At 40.7% G+C, this 20,608-nt stretch carries 15 protein-coding genes; 10 read left to right on the top strand and 5 right to left on the bottom strand.

Features of this window, described 5'->3' with window-relative positions; translation table 11 throughout:
* Positions 1 to 33: 33 nt before the first annotated feature.
* Positions 34 to 618, bottom strand: a complete 585-nt coding sequence (locus tag LY624_RS05165) for a YqaA family protein (RefSeq protein ID WP_130151173.1) — start codon at positions 616 to 618, stop codon at positions 34 to 36.
* A gap of 58 nt (positions 619 to 676) precedes the next feature.
* Positions 677 to 1,585 carry a GGDEF domain-containing protein gene (locus LY624_RS05160; protein WP_341804036.1) on the bottom strand — a complete coding sequence of 303 codons (909 nt, stop codon included), beginning with the start codon at positions 1,583 to 1,585 and terminating at the stop codon, positions 677 to 679.
* 421 nt (positions 1,586 to 2,006) lie between these two features.
* On the opposite strand from LY624_RS05160, the gene LY624_RS05155 reads away from it, so the two are divergent.
* The 7 genes from LY624_RS05155 (at position 2,007) to LY624_RS05125 (ending at position 11,200) form a co-directional block, all read left to right on the top strand.
* Positions 2,007 to 2,789 carry a hypothetical protein gene (locus LY624_RS05155; protein WP_341804035.1) on the top strand — a complete coding sequence of 261 codons (783 nt, stop codon included), beginning with the start codon at positions 2,007 to 2,009 and terminating at the stop codon, positions 2,787 to 2,789.
* 314 nt (positions 2,790 to 3,103) lie between these two features.
* Positions 3,104 to 4,336 carry a TMEM143 family protein gene (locus LY624_RS05150; RefSeq protein ID WP_341804034.1) on the top strand — a complete coding sequence of 411 codons (1,233 nt, stop codon included), beginning with the start codon at positions 3,104 to 3,106 and terminating at the stop codon, positions 4,334 to 4,336.
* A 79-nt stretch (positions 4,337 to 4,415) separates the two neighbouring features.
* Positions 4,416 to 6,455 (top strand): S9 family peptidase, encoded by a 2,040-nt coding sequence (locus tag LY624_RS05145; protein WP_341804033.1) that lies wholly within the window; start codon positions 4,416 to 4,418, stop codon positions 6,453 to 6,455.
* A gap of 279 nt (positions 6,456 to 6,734) precedes the next feature.
* Positions 6,735 to 7,040, top strand: a complete 306-nt coding sequence (locus LY624_RS05140; RefSeq protein WP_130151168.1) for a hypothetical protein — start codon at positions 6,735 to 6,737, stop codon at positions 7,038 to 7,040.
* The gene (locus LY624_RS05135; RefSeq protein WP_237119526.1) at positions 7,037 to 7,423 is read left to right on the top strand and encodes a hypothetical protein; all 387 of its coding nucleotides are present in this window, start codon (positions 7,037 to 7,039) and stop codon (positions 7,421 to 7,423) included. Before LY624_RS05140 ends, LY624_RS05135 begins: the two co-directional genes overlap by 4 nt.
* Before the next feature lie 118 nt (positions 7,424 to 7,541).
* Entirely contained in the window at positions 7,542 to 9,425 is a 1,884-nt protein-coding gene (locus LY624_RS05130; protein WP_341804032.1) for an acetate--CoA ligase, read from the top strand.
* Between the two features lie 107 nt (positions 9,426 to 9,532).
* Positions 9,533 to 11,200 carry an asparagine synthase-related protein gene (locus tag LY624_RS05125; protein WP_341804031.1) on the top strand — a complete coding sequence of 556 codons (1,668 nt, stop codon included), beginning with the start codon at positions 9,533 to 9,535 and terminating at the stop codon, positions 11,198 to 11,200.
* Positions 11,201 to 11,375: 175 nt separating this feature from the next.
* Here LY624_RS05125 and LY624_RS05120 read toward each other — a convergent pair whose 3' ends face one another.
* Together LY624_RS05120 and LY624_RS05115 are read right to left on the bottom strand one after the other, a co-directional pair.
* On the bottom strand, positions 11,376 to 13,055 hold the full coding sequence (locus tag LY624_RS05120; RefSeq protein WP_341804030.1) for a diguanylate cyclase domain-containing protein: 1,680 nt from the start codon (positions 13,053 to 13,055) through the stop codon (positions 11,376 to 11,378).
* A 117-nt stretch (positions 13,056 to 13,172) separates the two neighbouring features.
* On the bottom strand, positions 13,173 to 14,483 hold the full coding sequence (locus LY624_RS05115) for a DASH family cryptochrome (protein WP_341804029.1): 1,311 nt from the start codon (positions 14,481 to 14,483) through the stop codon (positions 13,173 to 13,175).
* A 235-nt stretch (positions 14,484 to 14,718) separates the two neighbouring features.
* Here LY624_RS05115 and LY624_RS05110 point away from each other — a divergent pair, with 235 nt between their 5' ends.
* Positions 14,719 to 16,359 (top strand): hypothetical protein, encoded by a 1,641-nt coding sequence (locus tag LY624_RS05110; protein WP_341804028.1) that lies wholly within the window; start codon positions 14,719 to 14,721, stop codon positions 16,357 to 16,359.
* Here LY624_RS05110 and LY624_RS05105 read toward each other — a convergent pair.
* Positions 16,356 to 16,829, bottom strand: coding sequence for a VOC family protein (locus LY624_RS05105; RefSeq protein WP_341804027.1), 474 nt, complete (start codon positions 16,827 to 16,829; stop codon positions 16,356 to 16,358). The two genes, LY624_RS05110 and LY624_RS05105, sit on opposite strands and share 4 nt — an antisense overlap.
* A 322-nt stretch (positions 16,830 to 17,151) precedes the next feature.
* On the opposite strand from LY624_RS05105, the gene LY624_RS05100 reads away from it, so the two are divergent.
* Together LY624_RS05100 and LY624_RS05095 are read left to right on the top strand one after the other, a co-directional pair.
* A complete protein-coding gene (locus LY624_RS05100) occupies positions 17,152 to 19,521 on the top strand; it encodes a TonB-dependent receptor domain-containing protein (protein ID WP_130151161.1) in 2,370 nt (789 codons plus the stop codon).
* A gap of 142 nt (positions 19,522 to 19,663) precedes the next feature.
* Positions 19,664 to 20,608, top strand: a complete 945-nt coding sequence (locus LY624_RS05095; protein ID WP_341804026.1) for an alpha/beta fold hydrolase — start codon at positions 19,664 to 19,666, stop codon at positions 20,606 to 20,608.

Here is a 20,608-nt window from a genome sequence, read left to right as displayed (position 1 = left end):
TTCTATCACCCGTAGCAAATCAAGCGGTAGGGATTAAATCAGTGTACTTAACCACCAAAGCAGCAAGACCAGAATAGAGATACCTACAAGCGCCTTGGTTTTATGCTTTTGAATAATACGTTCAGCTTGATTACCCGCATAATATACTACGGCAGCTAAAGCAAAATACCGTATTGAGCGGGCAATAACCGTCGCTAATAAAAACAATACAATGGAGTATTTCGTGGCTCCAGCAGCGAGCATCGCAATCTGAAACGGAATGGGCACAATACCTAACGTTAAAACAAACCAAAAACCTTGTGACTGCATTTTTTGCTTCACTTGTTCGAACTGCTCTGGATTCGAGAAGGTATTTATGACCCAATCACCAACAATATCAAACAAATAATAACCCAAGGCATAGCCAAATACTGCACCAATAATACAACCAACAGTCGCCATTAGCGCAATAAGCCAGAGTTTTTCACGGCGCGCTTGCATTAAAGGAACAAGCACCGCTTCTAACGGGATGGGCACTATGGTTGACTCTAAAAAGGATGCTACCGTAATCGATTTAAGCATATGTTTAGAATCAACAAACTGCCGTGTTTTTTGCTTAAGCTTTTTTCCTATTGCCATCATCTATCCTTAAGAGTCGTATTCATTTTAGCGTACAGCAAAAATCCTTAACCGTCCCTTACGGAGTGTGGTTATAGCGTCCTCGCCCTTCATTTTTAGCCTTATATAACGCTTGGTCGGCACGCTTCATCGTACAGCCAAAAGTCTCTGCGTGACGCTTGATTGCGGAGCCTACACTTACACTTAATGCTTTATTAGGTGTAACCATCACATTACTTGCTAAGCACAGCAATTGTTCACATATTTTCCTTAGCTGTAGCACATCATCTGTTGGTATATAGAGTGCGAACTCCTCACCACCGATACGGGCAAACAAAATCGCAGGATCCAGCTTCTGCTGGCACCTATCAACAAAATCAATTAACACTTGATCGCCCACATCATGCCCGTATTGATCGTTAATTGCTTTAAAGTGGTCAATATCCACTATTGCTAGACTATGCTTTTTTATTTGATTTTGCTGCATAAAGTGGTAGAAATAGCGGCGGTTATAAGCCTTGGTTAGTACATCTGTTTTTAGTTCATCAGCTAACTTTTTATGTGCTTTAGATAAATCTGATAGCGCCAAAAAAAGCCCTGCTCCCGTAATAAGCATGCCAATTGTTCTAAACATGTCTTCAACGTAAATACCTATCCACTTAGGCTGATAAACAAACTCATCTAAAAAATCAAACGTTAACCCGACACTCCATAGAAATATACCACTGCTTAAAAATAGATAGCTGACTTTGACAACTACCGAGGTTTGCACAAAAGAAAAGATAAAAATCAGAATGAATAAATTGATGACATCCGACAGTACGCCATTTATGTAAATATCTGCCTCTAGATGATTGTAAATCGACAAATAACCAACAACTACACCCAACAAGGTGATAATGAATAAGCTAATAAAGCATTGTTTTAATCGTTTAGAAGCCGGTGGGGAGTTAACACCGTCCTCTACAGGTATCATTGTTTTTTTCATCAAGCACAACCACCATGACGGCAAGTGAGTAAAACAGTAACAAAGAGCCAAAATAAGTACAGAAAATTGCAATAATCTTCAGAGAAAAACAGTATTTGGAATGGAGTAATTAATCTAAAAGCAATCCTTCAGGATGATTTAAATTACCTAAAGTAGAACCAATGAGCTTAAAGGGATGTGCTTAGCTCTTATAGGATATTGCTTGTGGCACAGCTGTCTTAGCTTAGAGAGTTAAGTTAATTAACACCTATCCTTATTCTAACCCACTACAGACCATAATCTAATTGTCATTAATAAAAAATGCTGATAACTTTTAACATACATAAACAAAACTATTAACAAGCCTCGTCATCTACTCAGGTAAAACAGAGACTTATCGGAACTTTACATTAACAAACTGTAGAACTTAAAGGAGTAAGTATTGAGTATTTCAGATTTAAATACAAAGCTATACCACGCAATATCTTTGAATGACTTTAAAACGTATGCAAAAAAAGGTGGGGTTCTTTCAAGAGAGCGTTTATCAAGAGCTAATCCATACTTCACACGTTTTTTTTCAGATCCTAAGGACATCAAACTAGGCTGCTGGGATAGAACTTTTGGAAACTTTACTGACTTAGGCGCCCGCTTTGGTCAATTTGCAAACAGCGTTCCTAATGCATTTGGCCCTATCAATATCGTCCTTTCTGAGAAAGTATTGAGTGAACTTGATGATGTTAAAGTAACAAAAGTGAGTGTTAGCCAACAAAAATACAATCCAAATGAACATGATATCCCCCTCTCAACTTTGGCTGATTTTTTTATTGAAAAAGATAAAGTTCATTACCCTAATAAAGGCTCTCAAGGTTTAGAGTTTTCAAGTTCAACTGAGTGTATTGATTGGAAATATGTAGCTTATATATTGGTAGATCCCATTGAGTTTAATGGAAAAAGTTTAGTCTCTGAAGTGGAAAGAATCTTAGCTGAAAATGGAATAGAGAAAAAAGTTATTAAGAGAAAAATCAAATGTGAACAGACTCTCGGACATTTATTAAATTTTTCTGATAGTTTAGCTGGGAGCCTATTACATAAAAATGAAAGCCTTGAAGATTTAGTTCCAGATAACCTTATCAAATGGTTTAAAGAACTCAACCCTGTGGGCCAAGCGATTTTGGCTTCGTGGTTAACATATACTTACAATGGCACTTTACTCCATTTGAAATAAACATAACCCAAGGACAAAAAAGCCTTGATTACAGCGAGGATTAACTAAATTATCAACGAAAGCATTAAAATTGAAGAAGCCATACGCTGGGATACGGAGTGTTCGTCGAATTTTAAGGTTTGGCAATAAAGTCATAGTTTTGCCTAATAAACTACCACCTATCTGTTGTAATTTACGTACTGGAGTTCTAAGCGACTATCAAATTCGATTAACACTCCAACGTCCCAAATTAAGCCTTATTCAGTTTAAAATATCGCATTTACGTGATTATTTTTTTATGATGCCAAGCATATTTAATAACACGCTATTTAGTAATGACGAACGCTCGCTTTATTCCTTTTCGTAAATACGACATTATCTCCCTGTGCCAAGCCTATCTAAATGAAGAGGATCATCAGTCATTCGCTGAATTTTCGACTATTTTGCAAAGTGTTATTCATTACCAATACCATGACCTATTAGAGTCATTAAAAAATAATTATGCCCCGTTTGATCCCAATGCAGACACACGTTTGTTAAACCCGATTGACGATAAAACACGTAAAGCGCACCAAGCTAAATTCGCGCAACAGTTTGCCACTGTGCTTAATGCAGCAAATTATGAAACCATCACCAATCAGGACTTACAAGAAGCACTTAATGAAGAGTCGCTTTTTAAAGTACGTTTAGCTGTGGAGTTTGATGACTTTGCCGAAGTGGTGTTTTATCGCCGTGGAGAATCTCAAAAAACAGAAACGTTACGTACTTGGTGGGGCTTAAGAAAAAAGCAAGTTCAGTTTACTAATTACGATCGTGTTGCCATATTCATTCGCTTTAAAGATGAACAGTATTTTTTAGAGAAGGGCAAAAAGCCTATGGGTTTTGAGCCTAGATCAACCATTGTTAAGCTATTTCAGAATGTTCCTAAAGCTGACTTGGAAATGCTATTTCCAAATAGCGAAGTGAAAATGCGCCCTATCGATAAACTTATTATTGGCTCTTCAGCTTTGGTAGGCGGAACTGTGGTATTGGTTACTAAATTAGGTGCATCTATTTTACTGTTAATTGCCATGATTGCTTTTTGGGGAGGCTGGCGCAGCGAAGAAGTCCACATGAGCCAACAGCACTTTATTACTTTTGCCATTGGTATGGGTGTATTTGGCAGCTTTATTTTTAAGGAATGGAGCAAGTTTAAAAACCGTAAAATTCGCTTTATGAAAGCCTTGGCAGATAACTTATATTTTAAAAATCTCGATAATAATGCGGGCGTCTTTCATACCTTAGTAGATGCAGCCGAAGAGGAAGATGTAAAAGAAGCCCTGCTCGCTTATACGTTTTTACTCAAAGCAGATGAAGCAATTAGCTCTGCCCAATTAGATCAACGCATTGAAGCATGGTTTTACAGCACTCAGCAATGCCAACTCGACTTTGAAATTGACGATGCACTTAGCAAACTCGTCAAGCTCAACCTTGTTGAAGAAACTCACGGTTTATATCAAGCGGTTGATTTAAAAACAGCAAAGCAACGTTTAGATGCGCGCTGGGATGGATTTTTCACCTTTGGTTAATGCTACTTTATCTCATTGAGCTTGCGTGAATAAAGGTCTACTTCTAGGATGAAATTTTCTAAATAAAAAAGACCATACCATGCAATTTAAAAAAACAATGATAATCGGGGTCAGCTTGCTATGCGCTGCGAATACGGCCCATGTTTATGCAAACGACAAGTTTGTTTCTGAGGATATCTTTCAATTAGAGTACGCTGGCGACCCACAAATTAGTCCTGATGGGAAAAAAATTGTCTACGTACGCAGCGGCTACGACATCATGAAAGATGGTAATAAACGTAGCTTTTGGCTATACGATCTAAAATCAGGTCAGCACACACCTCTTTTCGCTGATGAACACAGTTACAGCCAACCGACTTGGTCACCGGATAGCAAAAAAATTGCTTTTACCAGCAATGTAAGTGGTTCTAATCAATTACATGTTTATTGGTTAGCGCAAGACAAACAAGCCCTCTTAACTCAGCTTCCAAAATCAGTTGGCAATTTAACTTGGTCTCATGACTCAGAGCAAATCGCCTTTACGATGAACATCCCTGAAGGCAAAACAGCCTTTGCTAAATCGGTCAAACTTCCTAAAAAACCAAAAGGCGCAGACTGGTCAAAACCTGTAAAAGTAATCGAGAAAGCACGTTATCAAGCGGATGGTGCGGGTATGCTTGAGCCTGCCTACCGTCATGTATTTGTTATCCCTGTATCGGGCGGCACACCTCGTCAATTAACCTCTGGAGACTATCAACATCGAGGTCCACTCGCATGGAGCCCTGATAATACAAAACTCGCGTTTTCAGCAGATCGAAATAGTGAATGGGAATACCGTACCACCGAGTCTGATCTTTACGAAATTAATATCAAAACAGCTGAATTAACTCAGCTAACCGACCAACCAGGGCGAGAAACCAATCCTCATTATAGTGAAGATGGCGACGAGCTTGCATTTATCGCTCGCGACAATGCCCCTGTGCCTTACATTAACTCAACCCTTTCAATGCTTGATTTAGACGATAAGTCTGTTAATCATATTACCAAAGAGCTAGACCGCTCAGTTGCAGACTATAAGTGGTCTGGAGATGGCGATTTTGTCATTCAGTATGATGACTTTGGTAAGCGTAAATTGGCTAAGGTTTCTACTCGCGGCAAAGTCACTGACTTAACAGACACGCTCTCGGGTACATCAATTGGCCGCCCATATATTAGTGGTAGTTTTAGCATGGCAAATAATGGGGCCGTTGCTTTTACAACAGGCAGTGAATACCGCCCTGCTGATCTAGGTTACCTTTACAAAGGTAAAAGCAAAACTCTTACGTCATTAAATGAAGATGTATTAGGCCATAAAAAGCTCGGTAAAGTACACGAGTTGAATGTTAAGTCTCAGTTCGATGGCCAAGCAATCCAAGGTTGGTATATCACCCCTCCTGATTTTAATGAAAACAAACAATACCCACTAATGGTTGAAATTCACGGCGGCCCACACCTTGCGTATGGCCCAAGTTTTACCGCTGAGTTACAACGCTATGCCGCAGAAGGTTACGTAGTTGTGTATGTAAACTACCGTGGCTCAACAAGTTATGGTAAAGACTTTGCGTTATTACTTGATGGTAAATACAGCTCAGAGGAAGACTTTGCCGATCATAACTCAGCGGTTGATGCGATGATTGAAAAGGGCTTTATTGATAAAAATAACCTGTTTATTGCTGGTGGTTCAGCGGGTGGTATTGCAACGGCTTATGCAGTTGGTTTAACAAACCGCTTTAATGCTGCGGCGATTACTAAACCGGTGATCAACTGGTTAAGTAAAACCCTGACTGCCGACAGCTATATTGGCCAAATTCGCAACCAATTTCCGGGTATGCCTTGGGACAATGTTGAGCACTATTGGAAACGTTCACCGCTTTCATTAGTGGGTAACGTGACCACGCCATCACTTATCATGACAGGTGAAGAAGACCGCCGCACACCTATTTCAGAATCAGAGCAATTCTATCAAGCACTAAAACTACAAAAAGTAGATACCGTGCTTATTCGTGTACCAGGTTCACCTCATGGTATTGCAGGTCGCCCTTCACGTATGATTTCAAAAATTGAATACACGCTTGCGTGGTTCAAGCAATATCATAAGTAATCATTTAAGCAGGCGCGTTGCTCTCGCGCCTGCTTAAAAATAATCACGGCTAAGCGCAAATTGAGCACTGCCAATTGACTGCGCTTTTTCACATTGTACTTTATGAGTATAAAATGTGAAAATTAACGCCTTTATAACTACCTAAAAGTAAGTATGAAACCGCTCAAGCCGCACTTTCGACAATCCTCTAAACTTTATATTCATACCTTGTCCTCTCATTTTAGTTTTTTTTTAGTTAAGTATATTTGTTTCTTTTGTGGCTGCTTTTTAAGCTTTATATTGCACGACAAGTTTAACGTACCGATTGTTATTGCAGCGGCAGGGGCTGGTTTACTGGGTACCTTTATTCCTTTTCCAAGGTATTTTAAATCCCACCCTTACTCAGCTATTTATGCGGGTAGTTTCGCGGGTATGTGCTCTTCAAACTTAGTTGCAAATTATTGGGAGCTTGGGCTTATTTCATTTTTAGGTGCATGCTTATACATTTTAACCATGAACCTATTTGCTGGCTTTGGTGGGCGATTAGGTAGTATAGCGTTTGCCAGTGTTGCGCTTTACATGTTAGCTAAAGGAGTTGTTGCATGAACTTAGTCATCATATTACTTGTTGTGCTGGCCGCATTTGCAACCTACTTGTTAGCTCATCATAATCGCTTTGACGGTATTAGAGCGTCTGCATCATTATCAATTATTGCATATTGTGTACTGTACTTTATTACACCAGATGTTGAGCTGTATAGCATTGCTTTTTTTGGCGGTACGTTTATTGGTATGAGTGCCCCAAAACGCTTTGGAATTTTTACACTCGCTATCTCGGCATTGCTTTTTTCAATATTATTTGAGTATTTAGTGCCACTACTAGATGGCTATGGTGGAGCATTAGGGTTAAGTGCGTTTTTGTCCGTATGTATTTGTCACATCGGGATTTTACTTGGCGCACCACGCAGTAAAGCCTCAGCGAAAGAGTAGTATTTAATACTCTGCATTGAATTACTGCCGACCAAGGTCGCATATTATTTAATCAAAAACCGCCCTATATTTTTAACATGTTGTAAACATCTCTCACTAAAAATATAGGAGCCTCACCATGGCGGGCGAATATAAACAACACTATACACTATTTCAGCGCGACCCAGGCCAATTTTGGCTTGAGCAAAGTAAACGGATCCCATGGTTTAATGCACCCACTGAACCGTATCAATATGACAAAAACGATTTTTATCATTGGTTTGCCGACGGCAAGCTGAATACCTGTTACTTAGCCCTTGACCAGCACGTCGAGGCTGGATTTGCAGAGCAAACTGCGCTTATTTACGACTCCCCTGTTACCAATACTAAACAACAATACAGTTATGGCGAGTTACAAACTCAAGTGGCTCAATTTGCGGGTCTCATGCAATCCCTTGGCGTGACAAAAGGCGATCGAGTCGTTATTTATATGCCCATGATCCCACAGGCAGTGATTGGTATGCTAGCCTGCGCACGACTTGGTGCAATACATTCTGTGGTGTTTGGCGGCTTTGCTCCACATGAACTTGCTGTACGTATTGACGACGCGAAGCCAAAGCTGGTGCTTACGGCCTCTTGCGGCGTTGAAATTAATCACGTCATTGAATACAAACCTCTGCTCGATGAAGCATTAGACAATGCAAAACACCCAGTCGAACACTGCATTGTGTTTCAACGTGAACAAGCTATTGCGACAATGCAAGATGGCCGTGATATTGATTGGCAATCTGCAAGTGAAAATGTACCTCAAGCTCAACCTGTTGCAGTGAATGGGGACGATCCCCTTTATATTCTTTATACCTCTGGCACAACAGGTACACCAAAAGGCGTTGTTAGAGAAAATGGCGGTCATGCGGTAGCTATGCATTACAGCATGGAAACTGTGTATGGCATGAAGCCTGGTGAGGTTTTTTGGGCTGCATCAGATATCGGCTGGGTAGTAGGTCATTCATATATAGTCTATGCCCCATTAATTTATCGTTGTACAACGGTGTTGTACGAAGGTAAACCCATTAGAACACCTGACGCCAGCGCCTTTTGGCGAGTTGTTGCCGAATATAATGTCACAGCACTTTTTAGTGCCCCAACAGCATTTAGAGCAATAAAAAAAGAAGATCCTAACGCAGAAGGCTTTAAAAAGTACGACACGTCGTCATTGAAGCGTTTATTTCTAGCGGGTGAACGGCTCGATCCACCCACCTACGAATGGCTTCAAGAACACACCGGATTACCGATACTTGATCACTGGTGGCAAACTGAAACGGGCTGGGCTATTGCTTGTAATCCTATTGGTATAGAACAGCTTGCTACAAAGCCTGGAAGCTCGACGGTGCCGACCCCTGGCTTTGATGTACAAATTTTAGATATGAATGGCGAGCGTTGTGCGCCGAACGAAAATGGGGCTGTTGTGATAAAGCTGCCTTTACCCCCTGGCTGCTTACCCACTATTTGGCAAAATAATGAGCGCTTTAAAGTGGGTTATTTAAGTGAGTATCCAGGCTATTACTTATCTGGTGATGGCGGCTACATCGATGATGACGGTTACTTATTCATTATGGGGCGCACGGACGATGTTATTAACGTGGCAGGGCATCGTTTATCAACCGGAGAAATGGAAGAGATTGTTGCAGCCCACCCTGCTGTAGCCGAATGTGCCGTTTTTGGCGTTAACGATACATTAAAAGGCCAACTGCCAATGGCAATGATTGTACTAAAAGATGACTATTTGGGCGACAGCAAAGAGGTGGAGCAAGCGCTTATTCATTCGGTTAGGCATCAAATAGGAGCCATTGCTTGTTTAAAGAATATTTTGCACGTTGAACGCCTACCAAAAACCCGCTCTGGAAAAATACTCAGAAAGAACTTGCGCCAATTGGTCGATGGTGAAGAGCTGCAAATTCCCTCAACCATTGATGATGCGAGCATTTTTGATGAAATCAACCAACAACTACGCAATCGCTGATTTGCTTTTGTAATGTTACCCAAAGGCCTTGTAGTGAAAGGCCTTTCTTCGTTTTGGCCTGTGCTTTGCAACTTTCCTATTAAGCTAATAAACGAAAGGTGGTTAACATGGCTGTTATCGCAGGTTATATCCAATTTAATACTCTTAGTAAAAAAGAACTTCATTATATAAATCAACTAGCTACTGTTTTTAATCAGTATAGAAAAGCTGATGTTCATCGCTATGATTGTGATAATGGCGCTATTTTTCAATATGACTTTGATGCTTACCAACAAGCAAGTTGGTTGCAAACTGAGTCGCAAATTGCAACGCTAATTGGTCACCCATTACTAACAAGCTCTCGTAGTGATGATTTACAGACTATGGCAAAAACAACATCACTCAGCACGTGCTTGCAGCAGTGTGAAGGAGTATTCAGTTTTTGCCAGTTTAACAGCCAGTTAGGTACGTTAGTGCTCGCCACTGATCCCCTTGGTTTAAAACCTTTTTACACATTAAAAACTGAATGTGGCTTATTTTTCTCTACCAATTTAAATTTATTTAAACAGTTAAGCATTAAACTTGAGAGCGATGCCGAAGCGCTCACAGAACTTGCAGTACTGGGTTACCCGTTACTTGATCACACTCCTTATAAAAATGTTAAGTGCTCATACCCTGGTGAAATTCTACGTTTTGATGCACTACATGGTGTGATAAAACAGAAATACTTTGATTGGGTGATGCTTGCTAAACAAGATATGCCCATCCCCGATGCTATTGCAGGCGTTACGCAGGCATTTCAAAGTGTCGTATCAAAAGCGATATACACTGACAAAAAAGTACTGAGCACCCTCTCTGGTGGCCTTGATTCACGGCTCATAAATTGTGAATTACTACGTCAAGGCGTACAGTTAAAGTCGTTTAATTTTTCCAAATCAGATAGCCAAGATCTCTATTGCGCGAAACAATATGCATCTCAAAACGCACTTGAACTTGAAGTGATCCAAGTGCACGACACGCAAAAACTATCCGTTGAACAGCGCCTTGGTAAACATTGGCGCAAAGCTAAACATAATGACTATAAAACCGTTTCAAGGCCACAGATAAGTTGGTCTGGTAATGGCGGCAGTGTTGGCCTAGGTGCTGTTTTTTATGGTGATAACATATATGCAGCAGCAAAAGAAAACGACCTGGATAAGCTAATTCAAGCATATTTGGAGCAGCAATATGCTTATTTACCAAAATCTGTTGTGCATAACGCCAATCAATTGCAACAAAAGCTTATTGATAACTTGAAGCTCAGCTTTAAACCATTAGCAGAGCTCCCTCTCGTAAAAGCATTTCAGCTATTTTTACTGCTCAATGATCAACACCATCATTTGAGCATTCCAAACGAAAAAGTATGCGAATTTAAAATGGAGTTCTTCCATCCATTTTATTCGTGGAAAGTATTACAGTACCCTCTTGCAGTACCAGTGGAGTATGTACGTAGACATGGCTTTTATCAGCGTTGGTTAAAAACCAGCTATCCCCGCGCAATGCTTGCACCATGGCAAGCCTATCCAGGGCACGTTCCCTGCCCGATCAAGGTAGACTATCAATCACAATGGCAATTAAACAATAAGAACTTGATGCGTTTTAATGAGCTCTTTAAGCTGTGGTATGAGATTATGCGCTTTGATCGCCACCAGCTGATTAAACGCAGTCACTTTACCGCTTTATGTTTACTTCAGTTAACGCATTTAAAGAACGCACAATCAAATATTCGTATTGCCCAACGGTTTTGCCAGTGGTAAAAAGCAAACATTTTCTCTGCTGCCTTTTATCGTATTCAGCACGTTGTTTGTAGGCTAAGTAAAGATGAATTTTAACAAGCAACTTGGCATGCTATTGGTTATAAAAAACAAAAGTGATGACACTGAATATAAAGCAAATTTGAATAAAGTCTGGCCGTGTATTACAAATGAGATCTTAACCGCATGGCGAGGCTTTATTCTTTAGCTTCATCTTATACATTTTCTCATCAGCACTTGCTAATAACTCTTTAGCATTTTTACCATCTTCAGGGTAAAGCGCAATTCCACAACTTGAGCTTACTGATATTGCCGTTTTATAGCTTTGGGCAACAGACTCTACGGCTTTTTGGCAACGCAGTGCAATTTCTTGGCATACGCTGAGCTTAGTTAGTGTTGGTAGCACAATTACAAATTCATCTCCGCCAATACGGGCTAAAATATCTTGTTCTCGCAGCTGGAGTAATAGCTGTTCACTAATCGTAATAAGTAAGTTGTCTCCTTGCTCATGACCAAATGTATCATTAACGAGTTTAAAGTTATCCAAATCAATATAGATAATCGCAAAGTGCTGTGTGCCTTGCTTATCTTGCATAAAAGCATGTAACTGAATATCTAAGCCTCGCCGGTTCAACAATTTTGTCAGTGGATCCTGATTTACAAGTTCTGTCAAAAACTGACGTTTTTCGACGACCGAAGAAATATCATCAAACGCACCAATATAATGACTAACACAGCCAGCTTCATCATAAAGTGCATCAATCGACAACATTTCAGGAAACACCTCGCCCGATTTACGCTTGTTCCATACTTCTCCTTGCCAGCGACCTGACAACAGCAACTCTTTCCACATAGCTGCATAAAACTCTGCGGGTTGTTGTTTTGCTGAAAGAATTGCGGGACTTTTACCAATGACATCTTCTTTTTTATAACCCGTTATACGCTCAAATGCAGGGTTTACATCAACAATTTTAGGCTCGGGAGTGGTAATTAAAATCCCCCGACTTGTGGTCGAGAAAACCGCCGTGAGTAACTTTATTTTTTCATTACGCTTAACCTCATCTGTCACATCCTCTAAATAACCATTCCACTCAATACTGCCATCACTTTGAGCAATTGGTGATGACTTTCCTTCAACCCATATAACCCCTTTTATTGGATGATTTATACGATACACTTGATGCCATTGAGTGAGATTTGTTTTTGAATCTGCAATACTTTGCTCAACACGTTGCAGATCATCAGGATGGACAGCTTGCATGGCCAGCTCAGCATTTTGAAGAATTTGCTCAGCAGAGCAGCCGTAAATGTCCTTCACTTTAGAAGAGGCAAAAGGAAATGATTCGTTATCATATTTATCTATAACGTGCTGATACACAAAGCCAGGTAAGTTATCTGTAAACCTTTGTAATTTATTATGTAAGGATTCTACTTCACACTCTTTTTGCCATTGCTCGGTAATATCAATATGTACACCAAACATCCACTCAGGTTTGCCATGTTTATCCCAGCTTTTTACTTGACCTTTATCGAGAACTTTTACCCAATGCCCATTTTTATGTTTCATCCTAGCTTCGCAGATATAACGTTCTGAAAGGCCATTAAAATGTGCTTCTAATAATGCTTGTGAACGGGGTAAATCATCAGGATGAGCGTGGTTTAACCACGTTTCAATTGAAACAGGTTGTAAATCAGCTAAACAAAAACCAATAATTTTTGCCCATTTTTCATTAAAAACGGTTTCACCTGTTTGTACGTTCCACAGCCAAATGCCTGCGTCACCACACTCTAATATTGACTCTGCTATATCAAAGCCTAATTGGGACTTTATTTTTTCATAACCATCACTGAATGTCATAGCATGCCTTGTTATCTGGCTAGCACGAAAAAGCAAGCCTTATTTATTATTTTAGATAACAAAGGTTAAAAACTCTAAAAATGAAAATTGAATGTTTGATTTAGCGCAAATCAAGGATTAAATGGGCCAATCAACCACATCGGTATTATCAATACTCGGTGTAATTTGCCTTTCTCCGTCCCATTTCCGAACGTAACATCCCGTTGGGTCATATAAGGCTGTTTGCTTATTTATATGGAAATGGCGACCGCCCCGAGGGTCAACACCCACACCTGCGATATATTGCCAATTCCCCCAATTCGCAGCTACGTCGTAATCAATAAGTTGTTGCTCAAAATAAGCTGCCCCATATCGCCAATCCACTGCAAATTCGTTGACTAAACAACTTGCAGCTATTTGCCGTGCACGATTAGAAATATAGCCTGTCGAATTGAGTTCGTTCATAATTGCATTAACTAGTGGAAATGGCGTCCTGCTTTGGCACCAGGCTAAAAATCGGTGACTGTTAAATGTATGTAAGGGAGGTGACTCTTTTTGCCCATTAAAACGAAACAGCTTTGCACCAAACAACTTAGCATGCCATTTAAAATACTCACGCCAAAGTAGCTCAAACTTAATCCAATAGGTTGACTCATTCGCACCATTTTCTTGTTCGTATTTGGCAACCTCGTGGTAAAGTTGCTTAACACTTATTGTACCGCTGGCAAGCCAAACACTGAATTTTGTACTATTGCTAAAGCCGTCTAACTCGTTACGTGTTTCTTTATAACTACTGGGTGCTTTAGATGAGAAGTAGTCATTACAATGCTGCTGGGCTGCAATTAAACCACCACAAAAACTCCCAGACTGAGCTGAACTTTCAGGGAGCACGTTTTCTGGACATAGCTGTACAGGATGTGGCAGTTGAGATACTGCCTCAAGCGAAGCTGCAACGAATGTTGGCTCAGACTCTACTTTTTTGCGAAAGGCAGTAAAGTTTTTAGGCAAATTATGAAGCTGAAATGGTAAGTCTCGTTCTGTAAACAAGGTATCTTGCTGGTAGGTTTTTATAATAACATCAGGGCATAACTCGCTGATTTTACTTAGCTGCTTTTGCTCGTAATAACCCACTTGCTCGGTACAAACCAATGTTTCAATATCATATTTTTGCAAACGCTGACTGATTACTTGCTCAGGCTCGCCAGTAATCACATGAAGCGTTTGCCCGAGTTTCTCAACAGCTTGTGAAAATGCTGCTAGGCTCTCACGTAAAAAGTGGTATTTATGCGTCCCATACGGTTTTGATTGATAGTTAGTTTGCCTAAACCAGCGCGGCTCAATCACAAACACTAAATCAAGCTCGCCATCAAAATCAGCTAACTCAGATAGAATTTCATTGTCGACTAGGCGTAAATCATTTTGCAGCCAATATAAAACACGCTTTTTCATTATTTACTCTATTAGAAACCTTAAGAAATCATACGTAAGCCAGCTATTTCTCGATTAACTTCGTCACAGTTAGTTAGCATAATGTTTATTAATCATAAACTTACAATCTTCAATGAAGTTTAAGTTTTAGTTAAGTTTTTCTTAAGTTAGCGATTTTATGCTGATAACTGTAAAGAATTTGAAGGTTGATAAAGCCAAACACGCTGCATCTCCTTGGTATTTAGCAGGCATAATAATGATGAATAAAATAACACCCGTTTTATTAATAACATGCACTGCTACAGGGACTGTTTATGCAAACGAGCCTTTAAGCTTAGATGTGGTTTGTGAAGTAAAAAGCAAACCTACTGCAGAGTTAAGCGAAGACAAAGACATCACTGTTGATAAACTCAACATTGATACGCATACGATTTTCGATCCAAATGACCCTGAAACAACCGCACTACATCGCTTTATAAACTGGCTGCACATAGATACCAAAAACAAAGTTGTTAGTGAGCAAATTACCTTCAAAGAGGGTGACCAAGTCAGTGAGCGTCAGCTACAAGAAGCGGAGCGCATTCTGCGCAGCAAAAAATACTTAAGAGATGCCAAGGTTAGCTATACAAAAGATTGCCTTGAAGATGAACCCCGCGTGGTGCAAATCGATACTTGGGATACCTGGAGTTTATTGCCAACCATTAATTTTGGCCGTAGTAGCGGCAATAATAAATACAGCTTAGGCTTTAAAGAAGAAAACTTTTTAGGCTACGGTATTCGCGCATCATTAAAGTATAAATCAGATCATGAACGCTCAGGCTACCACTCAGTGCTGCAAATGCCAGTGCCTTGGCAGCCTCATGCAACCCTCACTTTACAAGCTGATGATTACGATGACGGGCAAGTCTTTTTAGTGGATTATCATCAGCCTTTTTATCAACGCAGCAGTGACGCACTAATGCGCTACTTTGCTAAATCACAAAAGCAAAAAAGTTATATCTATCAAAATGGCATGACTCGTTCAGAGTTTTTTACTGATGAATTAATCGCCCAGTTTGCTTACGGCGAAATTTTATCGCAAGACAGTCAGCAAACCTTTCACTGGCTTGCAGGGATTGATTACGAAGATGTAAGTTACCGCCCTTTTGAAACAGGGCCTTTGCTTGGAGGCCTTAACGATTACACCATTGCAGCGCCTTGGGTCGGATTACATTGGCTAGAAGACAATTACGCCGTATTACACGATATTGACCTAATAAACCACAACGAAGACGTTAACCTAGGTTGGGAGCTAAATTCAAAGTTTGCCATCGATACCGTAAATTTTGGCCAAGGCTTTTTATTTGATACAAATCTTACCAAAGCGTGGTTCAACAATAACGTCTTGTATCGATTTGCCGCTGGAATGAAAGGCAATGTCGGAACTGAGCTTGATGACCGTTTAGCGCTTTATTCAAAAGCACAAATGAACTATCGCTGGTCAGACTCATTTGCTTTTTATGCGCATCTAAATGGTCATTGGCAAAACCATGAATTTGCTGACAAACCACTGGCTGTTGGCGGTGAAGAAGGCATGCGTGGCTTCCCAGAAAGTTACCAACATGGTACTTCAAGCGTACAAGCAACGGCTGAACTAAGAATGTACCCTAATATCAATCTGTATCAGTTTGTAGATGTAGGCTTTGTTGGCTTTATTGATGTAGGCCAAGCATTTGGCAGCACTGAAACCGCGAATATTTCAGATTCAATGCTAACCAGTGCTGGCGTAGGTATTCGCCTATATTCATCGCGCTCAAGTAACGACAATGTTATCCATATCGACTTTAGTACGCCTCTTGGCAGTTACCAAGACGTTGATTCATGGCAAATAGGAATGTCGGTTGAAACAACTTTTTAGGCATCTTGCTCTTTACTCATCAACTCACTCATACGCTGCATAAGCTCTTGCTCGGTAAGATCTTCTTTGTGTGTGCCTATAGTCCAAATATGACCAAACGGGTCTTCTAACGTCCCTGATCTGTCGCCATAGAATTGATCGTGCACTGGGCGCAGCTCTTTTGCCCCTAGCGATAGGGCTTTGGCGAATACCACATCAACATCTTCAACATACAGCATAAGGCTCACTGGAGAGCCCCCTAATTGCTGTGGAGACTTAAATTCTATATCAGGGCAATTATCAGATAGCATGATATGAGAGTCGGCAATTTTTATTTCGCCGTGAGCGACACCGCCATCAGGCAAGGGCATTTGCATTACAAGTTCGGCATCAAATGCTTGTTTGTAAAACTCTATCGCCTTAGTGGCACCGTCTATAACCAAATACGGGGTTACCGCATGGAAACCTTTAGGAATTGCAGAAACAGCCATGTTACACCTCAACGTTAAATGTGTGATTTATAAAGGTAGCAGCTGTTGTGCAATTTCACGTTATAAATTTACTTTGCTAATGGCTTTGTAAAGTTGGGCCTAGGTAGCTTTTCGAGTATGGCGTTCTCTGTAATCATTTAATATTCCATTATATTTTAAACTCATACGAACGAATTAAATGCTATTAAAAAGCGTTAATTTAGGTCATAACTACTCTAAAAAGACCAATCTAAATAGAAATTATTATTGATTGTATTCGCCATTTCTGTACTATACGCACGTCCAATAAATGGATAACTTATAAAAAGAACTGGAACCTACAATGAAATCAATCAAACCAAGCTTACTAACACTGGCTATTGCAGCTCAGTTTTCAGCGTTTGCTGACGATGCTAAGCCTAAGCAAGATATGGAACGCTTAGTAATCACTGCAACGGGCTTCGAACAGAAAGTAACTGAAGCGCCCGCAAGTATCTCTATCATTACTAACGAAGATATAAAATCTCACTCATTTACATCAGTGCTAGATGCTGTGCAGTATTTAGAAGGTATCGACATTGGCACGACACGAGATAAAACGGGCCAAGGCAGTGTGAGTATGCGTGGTTTAACAGGCGAGTACACCCTGTTATTGATTGATGGTAAACGCCAAAATAACCATGGCGACATTTATCCAAACAATTTTGGTGGCAACGCGTTTAACCACGTACCACCGGTCGATGCCATTGAACGTGTTGAAGTTATTCGCGGTCCTGCATCAACGCTTTATGGTGCAGATGCACTGGGCGGTGTAATTAATATCATCACCAAAAAGCACACTGATAGCTGGAGCGGTGCTGTTTCATTTAGCCGTTCATTACAGCAAAACGATGATTTTGGTGATGACATTACCACTGACTTTAGTGTGATGGGTCCGCTTATCAAAGACGTATTAAGTTTAGGTGTACGCGGCAGTGTATACGAACAACAAGCATCATCGCCAACATTCGAACCTGCAACTGATCCTAATGGTGTTGTACATAACCGCTCACTCGGCTTTGGTAGTGGTGGTCGTACGGTTGATAACACAAACGAGCAGTATGGCTTTACTTTAACTTATACCCCGTTTGAGTCTCATCATTTACGTTTTGATTATGATAACTCAAGCCAAGTGTATGACAACACGCCAAGCTACGACATTGAATCGGGCACGATTACCTACCCGCTTGGCACAAAAGACAATATTGAATCAATTTGGCAAGACCGCCGTGGTCAAGTTAACCCGCGCGCAGGTTATGCAGCTGATCAAGAGTTTGATCGTGAATGGTGGTCACTCAGTTACGATGGCGAGCTTGAATGGGCAACTGTTAAGGCCTCTGTTTCTTATGTTGATACGCAAAATAACGGCCGTACTTTACCACTTAGTGTAAGCGAGCGTTTAGAGCTGCAAGCTATGTACGATGGCACTGGCGAATACGAAGGGTTGGATGAGCAGGCACGTAAAGACTTAGCAGAAGAAACCTTCTTACCACGCCCTGCTCGTCCACTTGAAAGCAGCCAATACACCTATGACTTACGTTTTGATATTCCAATTACAGGGCGTTTTGGTAGCCATAACCTAGCAATTGGTGGCCAACTTATCGACGGTGAGTTAAAAGACGGTGTATTCGGCCTTGAAAGCGATCAAGCAGGTCAAGTACAAGAGCAAAACATGTACTCAGTATTTGCCGAAGATAACTGGATGGCAACTGACAACTTTACCTTCACATTAGGTGCTCGTTACGATGACCATGATGTATTTGGCAGCCAAGTATCACCACGCGTTTACGGTGTGTACAACTTATCAGATACTTGGACGTTAAAAGGGGGTGTGAGTACAGGTTATAAAACACCACAAACAACCGATCTTTACGACGGTATCACAGGGTTTGGTGGTCAGGGCACAAGCCCATTTGCGGGTAACCCAGACCTAGAGCCAGAAACCAGTGTGAATTCAGAAATCGCACTTTACTGGAACTCTTTAGACGGCGATCACAATATCAATGTGACTTACTACAACACCAAGTTTGAAGACAAAATTGCCCGCGGCGATACTATTTTAAGCTGTGAGCAAACGAACAATGTTCGCCCTTGTGTAAACTTAGGTCAGTACGATCAACTTGGCTACGATAGCTACAGCCAAAAAATCAATATCGATGAAGTAGACCTACAAGGTGTTGAAATTGCAGGTCAATACACTATTACTAAAACGGTATCGATTAACGGTAATTATACGTGGACTGATAGCGAACAAAAGAGCGGTCCAGAAGAAGGTCAGCCATTAACTAACTCAGCTGAGCACATGGCAAACCTTACCCTAAACTGGGAAGCCACTGACTTTATGAATCTGTACCTTCAAGGTGTGTATCGTTCTGACCGTTACCGCGGTTGGGATAACGTGCACGACAAAGCGCTTTACTATAAAAACTACAACCTACTTAATTTAGGTGCGCAGTTCTATGTAAATGAGTACGTGCAAATCAATGCCCGTGTAAACAACCTATTAGACGAAGATTTCACATCTTATAGCACTAGCTATACCGACCTAAATGGTGATGGTGAATATGAGTACCTAACAGGTCGCGGTGTAGTTAGCGAAGTAACATTCACAGACGACTACAACGTGAAAGATAAAGGTCGTAACTTCTGGATTGGCGTTACCGCTTACTTTTAAGCTATAACCCACAATTACACATAAAAAATGGCAGCACATCGGGGCTGCCATTTTATTTCTACGTAGCGATACCTCACTGTCACTAAACTGCCAACTACACATACTAAACTGATGATACCTGCGTAAGCTTATTTGTCAGTCTATGGAACATATCCTTACAGCCAGCGGCATATCTATTAGTTATCAAGATGAAGGCGATAAACATGCGCCAGTTATTATCTTGATCATTGGTTTAGGGGCGCAATACACGGTGTGGCCAGATAGCCTTTATTATGGACTCGTTGAAAAAGGTTTTAGGGTCATCCGCTTTGATAATCGAGATGCAGGTTTGTCATCAAAACTAGATGAGTTTGGCAAACCGAGCTTGCTAAAACATTGGCTAAGTCGACGCTTTCCTATTCGCACTAATTTACCTTACTCGTTAGATGACATGGCTCGTGATGTAAAGCAATTCATGAACGCTTTAGACATAAAAAAAGCCCATTTAGTGGGGGCTTCTATGGGCGGTATGATTGCGCAAATTGCCGCAGCGAAGTATAAAAAACGTATACTGAGCTTAACCTCTATTATGTCGAGCAGCTCGCCTTTGTCGTTTTCAAGTTCAAATGTTAACCTGCTGGTAAAGCTTGCCAAAATAAGGCCTCGCAGCAGCAATAAAGAAGCCGCTATTGAATATAATGTTCGGCTAAACCAATTGATTGGCAGCCCTGCTTACCCGCAAGATGAACACACTTTATATGCCAACGCCGAACGCTATATAACACGCGCTCACAATAACCAAAAGGGTTTTAAACGTCAGCTTGCGGCCATTGCCGCAACGCCATATCGTGAGCAACTTTTAAAGAAAATTAAAGCCCCTACTTTAGTGATCCATGGCAGTGCAGATCCTGTTATGCCATTATCTGGTGGGATTCATACGGCGCAACTTATAAAGCGTAGCAAGCTCAAAGTTATACCAGGGATGGGTCACGATTTTCCGCCAGCCTTAATGAAAAAGATAACCAAATGGATTAGCAAACACGCCCATAAAGCGTCACAAAAAAGTATACCTAAAGCAAAGCATGCCCATAGCCACTTTAAAAAATGA

Origin of the sequence: Pseudoalteromonas sp. N1230-9, from assembly GCF_032716425.1 — a bacterium.
Lineage (GTDB): Bacteria > Pseudomonadota > Gammaproteobacteria > Enterobacterales > Alteromonadaceae > Pseudoalteromonas.
Note: the sequence above shows the minus strand (reverse complement) of the source record. Positions and strands in the feature narration are given on the sequence as shown.